General features: G+C 68.7%; 13 protein-coding genes. 4 read left to right on the plus strand and 9 right to left on the minus strand.

Annotated elements, in window-relative coordinates:
• The first annotated feature begins 5 nt into the window (after window positions 1-5).
• The 3 genes from MRBLWO14_RS00255 to MRBLWO14_RS00265 all read left to right on the plus strand — a co-directional run bounded on the left by MRBLWO14_RS00255 (window position 6) and on the right by MRBLWO14_RS00265 (window position 2,209).
• Window positions 6-932, plus strand: a complete 927-nt coding sequence (locus tag MRBLWO14_RS00255) for an SPFH domain-containing protein (protein ID WP_341934500.1) — start codon at window positions 6-8, stop codon at window positions 930-932.
• Window positions 929-1,702: a glycerophosphodiester phosphodiesterase family protein gene (locus MRBLWO14_RS00260; protein ID WP_341934501.1), complete on the plus strand. Its 774-nt coding sequence runs from the start codon at window positions 929-931 to the stop codon at window positions 1,700-1,702. The genes MRBLWO14_RS00255 and MRBLWO14_RS00260 overlap by 4 nt, the downstream gene beginning before the upstream one ends.
• A 123-nt stretch (window positions 1,703-1,825) precedes the next feature.
• Entirely contained in the window at window positions 1,826-2,209 is a 384-nt protein-coding gene (locus MRBLWO14_RS00265) for an RNA polymerase-binding protein RbpA (RefSeq protein ID WP_341934502.1), read from the plus strand.
• On the opposite strand, the gene lnt is transcribed toward MRBLWO14_RS00265, so the two are convergent.
• Genes lnt through MRBLWO14_RS00310 form a run of 9 tightly spaced genes read right to left on the minus strand, consistent with a single transcriptional unit; the run spans window position 2,206 to window position 11,923 of the window.
• Window positions 2,206-3,738 (minus strand): apolipoprotein N-acyltransferase, encoded by a 1,533-nt coding sequence (gene lnt, locus MRBLWO14_RS00270; RefSeq protein WP_341934503.1) that lies wholly within the window; start codon window positions 3,736-3,738, stop codon window positions 2,206-2,208. The two genes, MRBLWO14_RS00265 and lnt, sit on opposite strands and share 4 nt — an antisense overlap.
• An 11-nt stretch (window positions 3,739-3,749) precedes the next feature.
• Window positions 3,750-6,224 (minus strand): DEAD/DEAH box helicase, encoded by a 2,475-nt coding sequence (locus tag MRBLWO14_RS00275; RefSeq protein ID WP_341934504.1) that lies wholly within the window; start codon window positions 6,222-6,224, stop codon window positions 3,750-3,752.
• The gene (gene tatC / locus MRBLWO14_RS00280) at window positions 6,221-6,979 is read right to left on the minus strand and encodes a twin-arginine translocase subunit TatC (protein WP_341934505.1); all 759 of its coding nucleotides are present in this window, start codon (window positions 6,977-6,979) and stop codon (window positions 6,221-6,223) included. The genes MRBLWO14_RS00275 and tatC overlap by 4 nt, the downstream gene beginning before the upstream one ends.
• Before the next feature lie 54 nt (window positions 6,980-7,033).
• Window positions 7,034-7,297: a Sec-independent protein translocase subunit TatA gene (tatA, locus tag MRBLWO14_RS00285; protein ID WP_341934506.1), complete on the minus strand. Its 264-nt coding sequence runs from the start codon at window positions 7,295-7,297 to the stop codon at window positions 7,034-7,036.
• A 26-nt stretch (window positions 7,298-7,323) separates the two neighbouring features.
• Window positions 7,324-8,313: a WYL domain-containing protein gene (locus tag MRBLWO14_RS00290; RefSeq protein WP_341934507.1), complete on the minus strand. Its 990-nt coding sequence runs from the start codon at window positions 8,311-8,313 to the stop codon at window positions 7,324-7,326.
• Window positions 8,310-9,302 (minus strand): WYL domain-containing protein, encoded by a 993-nt coding sequence (locus MRBLWO14_RS00295; protein WP_341934508.1) that lies wholly within the window; start codon window positions 9,300-9,302, stop codon window positions 8,310-8,312. The genes MRBLWO14_RS00290 and MRBLWO14_RS00295 overlap by 4 nt, the downstream gene beginning before the upstream one ends.
• Window positions 9,302-10,216, minus strand: coding sequence for a hypothetical protein (locus MRBLWO14_RS00300; protein WP_341934509.1), 915 nt, complete (start codon window positions 10,214-10,216; stop codon window positions 9,302-9,304). Before MRBLWO14_RS00300 ends, MRBLWO14_RS00295 begins: the two co-directional genes overlap by 1 nt.
• A gap of 10 nt (window positions 10,217-10,226) precedes the next feature.
• Complete coding sequence (locus tag MRBLWO14_RS00305; protein ID WP_341934510.1) at window positions 10,227-11,246, minus strand: tRNA (adenine-N1)-methyltransferase; 1,020 nt, start codon at window positions 11,244-11,246, stop codon at window positions 10,227-10,229.
• Window positions 11,243-11,923, minus strand: coding sequence for an HAD family phosphatase (locus tag MRBLWO14_RS00310; RefSeq protein ID WP_341934511.1), 681 nt, complete (start codon window positions 11,921-11,923; stop codon window positions 11,243-11,245). The genes MRBLWO14_RS00305 and MRBLWO14_RS00310 overlap by 4 nt, the downstream gene beginning before the upstream one ends.
• A 90-nt stretch (window positions 11,924-12,013) precedes the next feature.
• Between MRBLWO14_RS00310 and MRBLWO14_RS00315 the strand changes: the two genes are divergently transcribed.
• On the plus strand, window positions 12,014-12,862 hold the full coding sequence (locus MRBLWO14_RS00315) for a PAC2 family protein (RefSeq protein WP_341934512.1): 849 nt from the start codon (window positions 12,014-12,016) through the stop codon (window positions 12,860-12,862).
• The last annotated feature ends 11 nt before the right edge of the window (window positions 12,863-12,873 follow it).

Consider the following 12,873-nt stretch of genomic DNA (forward strand, 5'->3'; position numbering starts at 1 on the left):
ACCCCGTGAACGACAGTTCGTTCATCCCGGCCGCCATCGGCTGGATCCTCGTCATCGCGATCATCATCTTCGTGGTGGTCACGCTGGCCCGATCCATCCGCATCATCCCCCAGGCGACCGCCGGCGTCGTCGAACGACTCGGGCGGTATCACAAGACCCTCACGCCCGGCCTCAACATCCTGGTTCCGTTCATCGACCGTCTGCGCCCGCTGATCGACATGCGGGAGCAGGTCGTCTCGTTCCCGCCGCAGCCGGTCATCACCGAGGACAACCTGGTCGTCTCCATCGACACGGTGGTCTACTTCCAGGTCACGGACGCGCGTGCCGCGACCTACGAGATCGCCAACTACCTGGGCGCCGTCGAGCAGCTGACCACCACGACCCTGCGAAACGTCGTCGGTGGTCTCAACCTCGAAGAGGCACTGACCAGCCGCGACAACATCAACGGCCAGCTCCGCGTCGTGCTCGACGAGGCGACCGGCAAGTGGGGCATCCGCGTCGGACGCGTCGAGCTCAAGGCGATCGACCCGCCCGTCTCCATCCAGGACTCTATGGAGAAGCAGATGCGCGCCGAGCGTGACCGCCGCGCGGCGATCCTCACCGCCGAGGGTTCCAAGCAGTCGCAGATCCTCGAGGCGGAAGGCCGTCGACAGGCGGAGATCCTCCGCGCAGAGGGCGACAAGCAGGCTGCGGTGCTGCGTGCGCAGGGTGAGGCAGAAGCCATCCAGAACGTGTTCAGCGCGATCCACCAGGGGCAGCCAGACGACAAGCTCCTCGCCTACCAGTACCTGCAGATGCTGCCGAAGATCAGCGAGAGCGAGTCGAGCAAGCTGTGGATCATCCCGAGCGAACTCACGGAGGCGCTGAAGGGGATCGGCAGCGCGTTCACGCCCAAGCCCGGTCAACCGCCCGTCGGCACGCCCGGCGCGTGACGCACCCGTACTTCGAGAAGACCGCACACCCGCGAGTCCTCGCCCACCGTGGCCTCATCACCGCGGAGGGCGAGGACTCGGGTGTGTGGGAGAACTCGGCTGCCGCCTTCGCCGCCGCTCATGCCGCCGGCGCCGAGTACATCGAGACAGACTGCCAGGTGACCGCCGACGGCGACGTCGTGCTCTTCCACGACTCGTCCCTGAAGCGGCTCACCGGAGACACCCGCCTCGTGCGCGAGGTGCGCACGAGGGATCTCGCGAGCATGTTCGCCGATCACGGCGGCCTGCTGACCGTGGCAGAGGCGCTTGCGGCCTTTCCCTCGACCCGCTTCAACATCGACGTCAAGACCGCCGAAGCCGTCGGGCCGCTCGGCGGAATCCTCAGCGAGGACACGCACCGCGTGCTGGTCACGAGCTTCGACGACCGCAAGCGCCGCGCTGCCATCGCGTCGGTGCTCCGGGCAGGTGCCGGACTCCGCCCCGCGACCTCGGGCGGCAGCCGCACCATCGCCGCACTCCGGGCGCTCTCGGCGCTTCGACTTCCCACCGGGCGGGTGCTCCGCGACATCGATGCTCTGCAGATCCCGGAGCGCCACGGCGCCGTCCGGGTACTCACGCCCGCTGTGCTCACAGCCGCCCATCGGCACGGAGTCGAAGTGCACGTCTGGACCGTGAACGAGCCCGCGGACATGGTCCGGCTCACCGGTCTGGGCGTCGACGGCGTGGTCTCCGATCGGGCCGATCTCGCCCTGGCTGCGCTGCGCCGCTGAGCACCCTTTCCCAGCCTCTCGAGCGCGCTGGGATTCCGCTGTGAATCGCTCAGGGAAAGCGTTCGCGTGGATGAAGCGCACAGGTCGGAACGTTATACCTGGCAGAGACGAGAGGACCACACAATGGCAGATCGCAGCCTACGCGGCATCCGACTCGGCGCCCAGAGCCTACAGAGCGAAGAGGGCGTCGTCTTCATGGAGCGCCGAGAGACCACCTACACCTGTGACACGTGCGGCCATGTCACGACGCTCATGTTCGCGGCTGATGCAGAGGCGCCGCAGACCTGGGAGTGCCGTGCCTGCGGCGCCGAGGCACGTTTGAACGTCGACGGCCAGGCCGTCACGCTGGACGCGGCCGACGAGAAGGCCGCCCGCACCCACTGGGACATGCTGATGGAGCGCCGCACGCGCGCTGAGCTCGAGGAGCTGCTCGAGGAGCGCCTCGCATTCATCCGCGCGCGTCGTGGAGCCGGCGAAGACCCCACCCGGGAGAAGATCGGCGCCTAGCGCCTCCGTGCGCGCCACCACCCGACGATCAGCGCGCCCAGCCCGCCCCACAGCAGAAGCTGCTGGATCCACGGGCCCAGGACGACACCCGCCGTGAGGCCGGATCGGAGCTCGACGTTCTCGAGCATCGCTCCGGCCTCATCTGCGTCCAGACTCGAGACGGTGCTGCCGTCGGCACGAATGATCTGACTCGTGCCGACCGTGGAGATGTTCACCACGCTGCGGCCGGTCTCGATGGCGCGCATGCGCGCGAAGGCCAGCTGCTGCAGGTTCTCGTCCGTCCCCCGGAAGTCGGCGTTGTTCGTCTGGAAGACGAGAACCTCTGCGCCGTCGCGCACCCCCTGATCGACGACGTCGTCATAGATGACGTCGAAGCAGATGGCGAGCCCGACCTGCACCCCGTCGACGTCGATCACGGAGCTGTTCGTCCCTGGCGTGTACTCCCGCTGGATCAGACCGATGAGGTCGGGCGCGAGGGCGTTGAAGAACGCGCGATCGGGGACGTACTCGCCGAAGGGCACCGGATGCCGCTTGTCGTGCGTCTCCTCCGCCGCTCCGTCCTCGGTCCACAGCATCGAGGTGTTGTAGTAGCGGCCGTCGCGCTCTGTCGCGGCATTCGCCAGGAGCGGTGCCCCGATGCGTGAACTCACGAAGCTCATCCGTCGGGCGAGGGCGTCTGTCTGGAAGGGGTCGTAATCGAGCGACCCCTCCGGCCAGACGAGGAGGTCGACGTCCTCACCGAACAGCGGTGCCGTCGCCGTCGCCTGAGCGTCGACGAGCGAGTACGGTTCTCGCTCATCGAAGTAGCCGCTCGGGCCGTTGCCCTGCACCGCGGCGATGCGCATCGATCCGGTGCCCGTCGTCGGGAACAGCGGCGTGAAGGCGAGGACGACGACGAGAGCCGCCGGCACGACCAGCAGCGGGCGGCTCACCGCACGGCGAGCCCGGACCATCTCGATGAGCACGGCCACGAGGAACACCATGAGGAAGCTCAGACCGCTCACCCCGAGCCACGACGTCACCGGAGCGAGCGGACTCTGCGCCTGCGTCATCCCCAGGCGCGCCCACGGGAACCCTCCATACGGCCATGAGCCGACGAAGAGCTCTCGACCCACCCAGAGGGCGGCGACGATCGCCGGGAGCAGCAGCAGGCGCGCAGCAGGCCTCGGGAAGGCATGAGGGAGCCACCGATAGGCCAGGGCGATCGGGACGAGTGCGAGCGCTGTCAGGCCGCCTTCGACGACGCTGAGCGCCGCCCACGGCACGGGTCCGAGATAACGCGACGTCCACGACACGAGCAGTGCGAAGAAGACCACCCCGTAGACGGTGCCGACGAGAAGGGCCCCTCCGACTCGCCGCCCGACCAGAGCGAGCAGCAACAGGGCGACGGCGGGAAAAGCAAGGATCCAGACGGCAGCCTCGGGGTACGACAGATCCATGAGGATGGCGGCCGTGATCGCGCTGAGGAGGGCAGCCCAGAGAGGAAGGAGCGCGCGCGGTGCGGCGGGTGCCGCCGGGGAGTCCGACATCGATCCCCTGCTCACATCGACGAGTACGCCACGATGCCCCGGCGTACCCCGTCGAGCGCGGCCCGCGCGTTCCGTGCGAGAGTCCCGTCTTCGGCGACGATCGACAGCTGGTCGAGCAGATCGATCGTCTGCTTCGCCCAGCGGACGAAGTCGCCGGCGGCCATGTCGGCGTCGATCAGGACCCGATCGAGACTGCCTCCGCGCGCCCAGGTGTGCATGGCGCCGGCGAGACCCGCGGCGAGCGGCTCGGTCCCGGGCAGGTGGTGGTCCTTCTCGAGGTCGTCCAGCTCGGCCCACAGCGTCGTCGTGCGGTCGTATGCGGAGCGGAAGGCTCCGCGTGGGAGCCCGCGCTCGCCCGAGTTCGCCTCGTCGCGGCGCGGTTCGTACACGAGACAGCAGGCCATCGCCGCGAGAGACGGAGCGTCGAGCCCCGTCCACAGGCCCTGGCGGAGGGATTCGGCGATGAGCAGATCGCGCTCTCCGTAGATGCGCCGCATGGTGCGTCCGGCATCCGTCAGTCGTGTCTCTCCGTCTTCACGACGGAGGTAGTCGAGCGTCTCGAGGACCTCGCTGACCCTGTCGAAGACGCGCGCCACCGTGCCCGTCCGATTCTCGATCTGTCGTCGCGTGCGGTCGGTCTCGCGCTTGAGCTTCCAGTACCGCTCGGCCCAGCGCGCGTGCTTCTCGCGGTCGGGGCACCGGTGGCATCCGTGCCGCTGCATCCGCGTGCGCAGGGACTGGATCTGCTTCATCCGCTTCTCGCGCGCCACTCGGGGCGAGTTGGAGTCCTGCCGGTTCTTCTTCTCGAGGTCGCTCAGCTCCCGGCGCATCGCGGCGTACTCCATGAAGTCGCCGTGGTCGCAGACCATCGCCGAGCGATACCCCTCGAGGGACTCGTCCGCCTCGCGGACCTTCCGCGCGAGACCCACCACGGCTCGGTCCGCCTGGAACTGGGCGAACGAGGACTCGAGGACCTCGCGCGCACGGTCGCGGCCGAAGAGATCGATGAGGTTCACGGCCATGTTGTACGTCGGACGGAAGCTGGAGTTCAGCGGGTAGGTCCGTCGGGACGCGAGCGCCGCGACCGCCTGCGGGTCCATCCCCTCGGTCCACTGGACGACCGCATGGCCCTCTACGTCGATGCCGCGCCGTCCCGCCCGGCCCGTGAGCTGGGTGTACTCCCCCGACGTGATCGCGACCCGCGCCTCGCCGTTGAACTTCTCCATCTTCTCGAGGACGACGGTGCGCGCAGGCATATTGATGCCGAGCGCCAGCGTCTCGGTCGCGAAGACGGCCTTCACCAGCTTGCGCTGGAAGAGCTCCTCGACGACCTCCTTGAACGCGGGCAGCAGACCCGCATGGTGGGCTGCCACTCCCCGCTCCAGGTTGTCGAGCCACTCCCAGTACCCGAGGACGCCGAGGTCCTCCTCCTGCAGCGTGCGCGTGCGCTCCTCGACGATCGAGCGGATCTCCGCGCGCTCCTCGGTGGAGGTCAGCCGGAGTCCTGACCGGCGCACCTGCTGGACGGCCGCGTCGCATCCCACCCGGCTGAAGATGAAGAAGATCGCCGGAAGGAGGTTCGACCGTTCGAGCAGTCGCACGACATCCGGACGATCCATGCGCTCGATGCGACGGACGTTCGACGAGCGCACCGGACGCCGCCCGCCGCGCGGCGGGCGCTGAGCCTGCCTGCCGGCGTGACGGTTGCTCCGATAGGTCTGCGCTTCGCGATTCTGCTCGTAGTGCGATCCTGTGAAGGAGCGGATGCGCATCAGTTCCTGGTTCACCTGCGCTGTCGCGAGGCCGGCCCGATCGTCGAAGAGCGGGAGCAGGTCGTCGCGGACGAGCACGTGCTGCTCGAGCGGGACGGGTCGGATCTCCGAGACGATCACCTCGGTGTCGCCGCGCACGGTGTCGAGCCAGTCGCCGAACTCCTCGGCGTTCGACACGGTCGCGCTGAGCGACACCAGCCGCACCTGCGACGGCAGGTGGATGATGACCTCTTCCCAGACAGCGCCGCGGAAGCGGTCGGCCAGATAGTGCACCTCGTCCATGACGACGTAGCGGAGATCGCGCAGAGCCGCGGAATCCGCGTAGATCATGTTGCGCAGCACCTCGGTCGTCATCACGACGATCCGGGCGTTGCCGTTGATGTTGGTGTCGCCCGTCAGCAGACCCACCTCGTCGGGGCCGTAGACCTCGACGAGCTCCCGGAACTTCTGGTTCGACAGCGCTTTCATCGGCGTCGTGTAGAACGCCTTGTCGCGCGTGGTCTGCATGGCCAGGTGGATCGCGAACTCGCCGACGATCGTCTTGCCCGCCCCCGTCGGAGCGGCGACCAGCACGCTGTGGCCGCGCTCCAGCGCGTGGCAGCCCTCGATCTGGAAGGGGTCGAGATCGAAGCGCTGACGAGCGGCGAACGCCGCCGTCTGCGGATGGCCGGCAGCCTCGCGCGCGGCGGCGAAGCGCTCGGAAGGCGAGCTCATGCGGTGGCCGGGTCGATGCCGGCTGCTCTCGCGAGCTTGCGCTTGCGTCGATCGAACAGCATGGAGATGAACGTCGCGGCGAAGTAGAGAACGATCATGGACGCCATCAGCAGGAGCATCGAGAACACGTCGGCGGGTGGAGTCGTCACGGCCGCGAAGATGGTGCACACGAGCACGGCGACCCGCCACCCTTTGAGGATCTCGCGACCCGAGATGACACCGGCGAGGTTCAGCGCCACGAGGAAGACCGGCAGGACGAAAGCGATGCCGACGACGAGCAGGAACTTGAAGACGAAGTCGTAGTAACCGGAGTAGTCATAGAACTGGGCCATGCCGGTGGGGACGAACGACGCCATGATCTCGATGACGTGGGGCAGGACGAAGAATGCGACCGTGCACCCGCCGAAGAAGAGAGGGATCGCGGCACCCAGGAAGCCCCAGGTGTACTGGGTCTCCTTCTTGGTCAGGCCGGGCATGACGAAAGCCCAGACCTGCCAGAGCCAGACCGGGGCCGAGATCAGAAGGCCGATCGCGAAGGCGATCCGCATGCGCAGATCGAAGCCGCTCGTGACGGTCGTGAAGTTGAGGCCGGTGTATTCACGGCCCGCCTCTGCCGCGATCGACCGGATGGGTATGGACAGCAGATCGATGATCGGTCCGGTCACGATGAAGGCCACGATCATACCGACCACGAGCGCGGCCGCAGCGATGACGAGGCGCTTGCGCAATTCGATCAGGTGCGCGCCCAGAGACATCCGCCTATCGCGACCCGGAGTCTCCTGATCGGCGGATTCGAGTGCCGACACGACCTACGCGGATCGAGGAGGCTGACCCGGGTCCGCTTCGCGGATCACCGTGTTCTCCGTCACCGATGTCTTCGGAGCAGGAGCGGCGGTTGCCGCAGGCTCCGATGCGTCATCGGCGTCGTCGCTCTTCATCGCCTTCATCTCGCCCTTGAACACACGGGCCGACTGCCCGAGGCTCTTGGCGAGCGCCGGCAACTTCGCCGCGCCGAAAAGCAGCAGGATGACGGCGAGGATGATCAGCAGATGTGGCCAACCGAAAGCGCCCATGATTCTCCTTCGTCGTTTTCCCCAGTCTAACCGGCGTCAGGGCGATCCGGGTGGCCATACAGCGCGAGTCCGGCCGCAGCCCATTCCCGGGCGGCAGCGCGGGCGATGCCGGGCTCGATGACCTCCATCACCCCGCCGAATCGGGCGGCGAGGCGTTTGACGCCGCGTGGGTCGGCGAGATGCAGCCGGGCCGTGACCACGCCGTCCTTCGCCTCGACCTCGTCTCCGGTGAGGAACCCGCGCAGCAGCGGGGCGATTCTCTCGGGGATACGCACCCGCACTTCGCCCTCGTCCTCGGCTGCCGCGAACGCCTCGGGGACGTGATCGCCGGCATGCGTGATCGGGATGTCGGTGAGGCGTGCGTCACTGACGCGGTCGAGGTGGAACGTCCGCATCGCCTTGCGCATGTGGCACCAGCCCTGCAGGTACCACTGGGCGTTGGTGATCAGCACCTGCACGGGATCCACGGTGCGGGTCGTCGGGGCGGCATCGGGCGCCTGATAGGTGAACGAGACGGCGACGCCGTCGCGGACGCCCTGGGAGACGACGCGGCGGACCTCGTCGACGGCGCTGGGGGCGACGACGACCTCTGCGGGGGCGTCCGCGGCACCGCGCGAGAGCTTCGAGATCAGGCCGCTCACGAGACCGGAGTCCGACACGGCCGGAACTGCGGCGACCATCTGCAGACCGGCGAGCAGGGCTGCGGCCTCGCGAGCCGTGAATCGCGGCACGCGGCGCAGCGCGACGTCGTTCGTGATCTCGATGACGTCCTCCTCGTCGAGCAGGTCCCAGTTGATGTCGAACATCTCCTGCGGCTGCTGCCAGTAGCCCGAGTCGCCAGGAAGGCCGATGACCGTGAGCTTCTCGACCATCTGGCGCATCTCGTTCGGAGTGACGCCGAACTCCGCCGCCGCCTCCTGCAGCGAGACCTGACCGTGCTCGAGCAGATACGGGACGAGGGTCAGATACACCCGCACGCGGTCGGCGGCGAGCAGCGGCTTCGCCTGCGCGCTCATCGGCCCTCCTCCGCGTCGGTGTTGGCCTCGATCACTGCGGTCAGCCGCGAGATCACGGCGTCGCGCAGGGGTGCCGGCTCGACCACGCGGACCTCGGGTCCGTACGAGGCGAGCTCGTCGGCGAGGATGTGCATGTCGACGAACGGCACCCGGATACCCTGAGTGGCCGGTGTGGCGCGGCGTCCGAGCCGCAGGGACGCCTCCGTCCCCGGCGTCACCTCGAGCAGCGCGGAGTTCTGGGCGGCGACGGCTTCGAGACCGCTGAGGGCCCGCTCCCCCGCGCCGTCACGGAGCGACGGGTCGAACGAGGCCGCCGTCATCTTCACCTTGCCGACGATCCGACTGAGCAGGAACATCCGATCCTCCTCGATCGCGACATCGATCCCGAAGACGTGCCAGCGCGCCTCGTAGTCGACCAGAGCGAGCGGACGGATGCTGCGTCGCCGCGGTGCGTCCTCGCCCGGCTTCAGATACTCGAACACGACGACCCGGCTCTTCTCGATCGCTTCCTGAAGCACGGGGAACGCCTCGTCGCGGGCGGTGATGCGCGGTGCGAAGCCGATGATCGGCTCGTCGCCGTCGATCCCCAATGCGCGGATCTTGCGGACACCGGCCTGCGCGTCGCCGGATGCCGATTCCGCGCTCCAGACGCTGCCCGCGAGTCGCAGCACGGCCAGCTCGGCCGGCGTGAACTCGATATCGCCGGGGAGGTCGTACTCGGCCTGCGGGATCCGGTAACGGGCCTCGCGGAGGTCGTTCGGGTCGGACTGGTCTCCCAGCGTCTCGACGGGTACGCCGAGAGTGCGGAGCTCGTCCTTGTCGCGCTCGAACATCTTCTCGAGAGCGTCCGAGCGCGCACCGGCATCCGCACGCTGACGGTACCCGGAGACGTTGTCGAGGATCTGCTGCTTGGTGAGCCCGATCTCCGTGGCCATGAGCGCCACGACGAGGTTCGTCAGGCGCTCCTCCGCGGGAATACGGGCCGCCATCACTGCTCCGGGGTCGGGACGATCCCCAGGATGTCGACGACGATCGCCGTCGCCTTGTTGCCGTCGGCCTCCGGGACGACGACCAGCAGCTGGGAGCCGACCGTGGCCCCGACGAGCTCGTTGGCCGCCGGGCCGATGTTCGGCTCGGAACCCCACGTGCTGGTCGCGACCTTCTTGTCGTCCCAACCGACGGCGGTCAGGTTCGTGATGATCGTCTGCCCCTTCTCGACGACCGCGCCGTCACCCTTGATGAGGGTCTGCGTGACCGACTTCTTCGGGGCCGGGCTGTCGGGCACGATCACGCCGGGCGTGCCGTCCGGTGCCCGGACGACGGTGGGCATGCCCTGCGCGTCGTTGAACTGGGGAGCGCCCTCAGCGCGCGCGAGCGACACGTCGAGCACGTCGATCACGGCGACCACGTTCTCGTCGTCGTCGAGCCCGAAGGCCTCGACGTTCGCCTGGCCGAAGTCATCGGGCGTCAGGACGGCGACGACCCGGCTTCCGCCGGTGGCGCACTCGAGCGCCTTCTCGAGCCCAGCGGACTTCTGCGACCAGTACGCGATGCTGTGCACGCGGCTCAGGTCGTCGTTGTACTCGGTCTCGTAGAGAGGCTTGCCGCTGTTCCCGGCGAAGAACGTCAGGTCGAGCACGAACGGCTGCGACGTCGACGTCAGTGTGCGCCCGTCTCCGACGACGGCATCGGCGTAGGACGTCTTGGAGGCCTTCACCGGACCGAACACCTCGACGTCGGGCTTCGCGCCGAGCTCACCGTCGACGGTGACGGAGTCGAGGATCGCACTGGAGTCCGCTGCACGATCGCAGGTCTCCCCCGCGAACGACGGGGCGGACGCGCACCCGGTCAGAGCGAGGGCGGCGAGGCTGAGGGTGGCCAGAACGGCGGACGTTTTACGCACGCGCTCCAGTCTATTCCGTCGGGGGCTCCGATTCGCGCGATGCAGCGGCGAGACGCGCGCCCTCCGCAGCCTTGGCCGCCTCCCTCGCGCGCTTGCGCAGATTCTTGTCGGTGATCTCGCGGTCGCCCACGGCCCCGGGAGTCCAGAGCTCGACGTCGTCGTCGCCGTAGCTGCTCTTCGAAGCGCGGCGCTTCACCGACGGGGCGACCGCTCCGGGAGCGAGCCGGCGAGCGGTGAGAAGGAAACCGGTGTGCGCGACCATGCGGTGGTCCGGGCGCACGGCGAGGCCCTCGACGTGCCAGCCGCGGACCATCGTCTCCGAGGCGTCGGGGTCGGTGAACAGACCGGTGCCGCGGATGTACTCGGCGACGCGGGAGAGCTGTGTGGCTGTGGCGACGTAGCACAGCACCACGCCTCCGGGAGTCAGGGCGTCGGCGACGACGTCCATGCACTCCCACGGCGCGAGCATGTCGAGCACCACGCGATCGACGGTTCCCGGCTCGAACTCCGCGGGCAGCGCCTCGGCGAGGTCGCCGACGACCACGCTCCACGTCGACGGGGTCTCGCCGAAGAAGGTCTCCACATTGCCCCGCGCGACCTCGGCGAAGTCGTCGCGGCGTTCGAACGACACGAGGCGGCCCGCCGGGCCGATCGCGCGCAGCAGCGACAGCGACAGCGCGCCGGAGCCGACGCCGGCCTCGACGACCACGGCTCCGGGGAACACGTCGGCCTGCATGACGATCTGCGCGGCATCCTTCGGGTACACGATCGCCGCGCCGCGGGGCATCGACATCGCGAAGTCGCGGAGCAGCGGGCGCAGGGCGAGGTACTCGTGGCCGGAGCTGTTCGAAACGACCGAGCCGTCCGGCAGTCCGATGAGGTCGCGGTGGCGCAGCACCCCGTGGTGCGTGTGCAGCTCGCCGTCCTCTCGGAGCGTGACCGTGTGCAGACGGCCCTTCGGACCTGTGAGCTGGACCCTGTCGCCCTCGCGGAACGGTCCACTGGGGCGGTGGGCGGTGGCCTGGCTCATCGGGTGGCTCCTGTCATGGCCTTGCGGTCGAAGAGGTCGACGAGATCCGCGGCGGTGCGATCCTGCAGCGTCGGCCACAGCTCGTGCGCGCCGACGTGGTCGAGCGGGACGATGTGCGGCACGCCCAGAGCCACGGCGCCCGCGGCGAGGCCTGCGCGGAGTCCCGTCGGCGAGTCCTCGATCACGAGCGTGTCGGCGATGTCGACCTCGAGGAGCGACGCGGCGTGCAGGTAGGGCTCCGGGTGCGGCTTGGGGTTCGAGACGTCGTCGCCGGCGACCACGATGTCGAAGGCGTCGAACTCGATGAGGTCGACCACGCTGAGCGCCATACGGCGCAGGGACATCGTCACGAGACCGGTCGTGATACCGGCGGACTTCAGGTCGAGGAGCAGCTCGCGGGCACCCGGTCGGAACGGCACGCCCTGCACCCGCAGCGCCTCCTGCACCCCGTCGGTGAGGAGGGAGATGATCGCGTCGGCCTCCATGTCGACACCCGCGTTCTGCAGGATCACGGCACTGTCGACCAGACCGTTGCCGACGAGCTGCAGAGCCTGCTCGTGGCTCCAGCTCCCGCCGAAGGATTCGACGAGCGCCGTCTCCGCCGCCATCCAGTACGGCTCGGTGTCGACGAGGGTTCCGTCCATGTCCCAGAGGATCGCGCGGGGCTGTCTGCTCACCGGTCCATGTTAGCCGTGGCGCCGCCCTCGCCCTGCCGGGTCGGACTAGCCTGGGTAGACATCGATCCGGAACCACGAGGGGAGATCACGATGGATGTTCTGGGTTCTCGCATCATCATCGCCGCCTTCGATGGCTGGAACGACGCGGGCGAAGCGGCGAGCGGCGCGATCGCCGCACTGCGCGCGGAGAACGAGTACGACCTCGTGCACTCGATCGACCCCGAGTTGTACTTCGACTACCAGTACACGCGACCGGCCACGAAGACGGATGCCGAGGGGCGCCGCCAGCTGACCTGGCCGGAGGCCGGGCTGTGGCGTCCGCGCGATCCGGGTCCCGGCCCCGAGCTGTGGATCCTCACCGGCGTCGAGCCCGCCCGCACCTGGCAGGCGTTCGCCTCGGAATTCATGGACGTCGCACTCCGCGACGACATCACCGGACTCGTCACCCTCGGGGCGATGCTCTCCGACGTGCCGCATACCCGCCCGATCTCGATCTTCGCGTCCAGCCAGAACGAGCAGGTGCGCGAGGCGCACGGCCTCGAGCGGTCCCTGTACGAGGGGCCCGTCGGCATCCTCAGCGTCTTCGAGCACTTCGCCGAGACGTCCGGCATCCCCACCGCGAGCCTGTGGGCGAGCGTCCCGCACTACGTGGCGTCGGCGACCCCCTCGCCGAAGGTCACACTGGCGCTGCTCGACCGCCTGGAGGAGCTGACCGGCGTGGACGTCCCCCGGGACCACCTGCGCACCGAGGCCGCCGCATGGGAGGCGTCGATCGACGCCGCCGCGGCCGACGACGAGGACATGACCGAGTACATCAGGCAGCTCGAGCGCACGCGAGACACATGGGACTCGCCGGATGCGTCGGGCGACGCGATCGCCCAGGCGTTCGAGCGCTATCTGAAGCGCAGGGGCGACGGGCCGGCTGACCGCAAGGGCTGAGTCGCCCCGCC

Source organism: Microbacterium sp. LWO14-1.2 (assembly GCF_038397715.1).
Classification (GTDB): domain Bacteria; phylum Actinomycetota; class Actinomycetes; order Actinomycetales; family Microbacteriaceae; genus Microbacterium.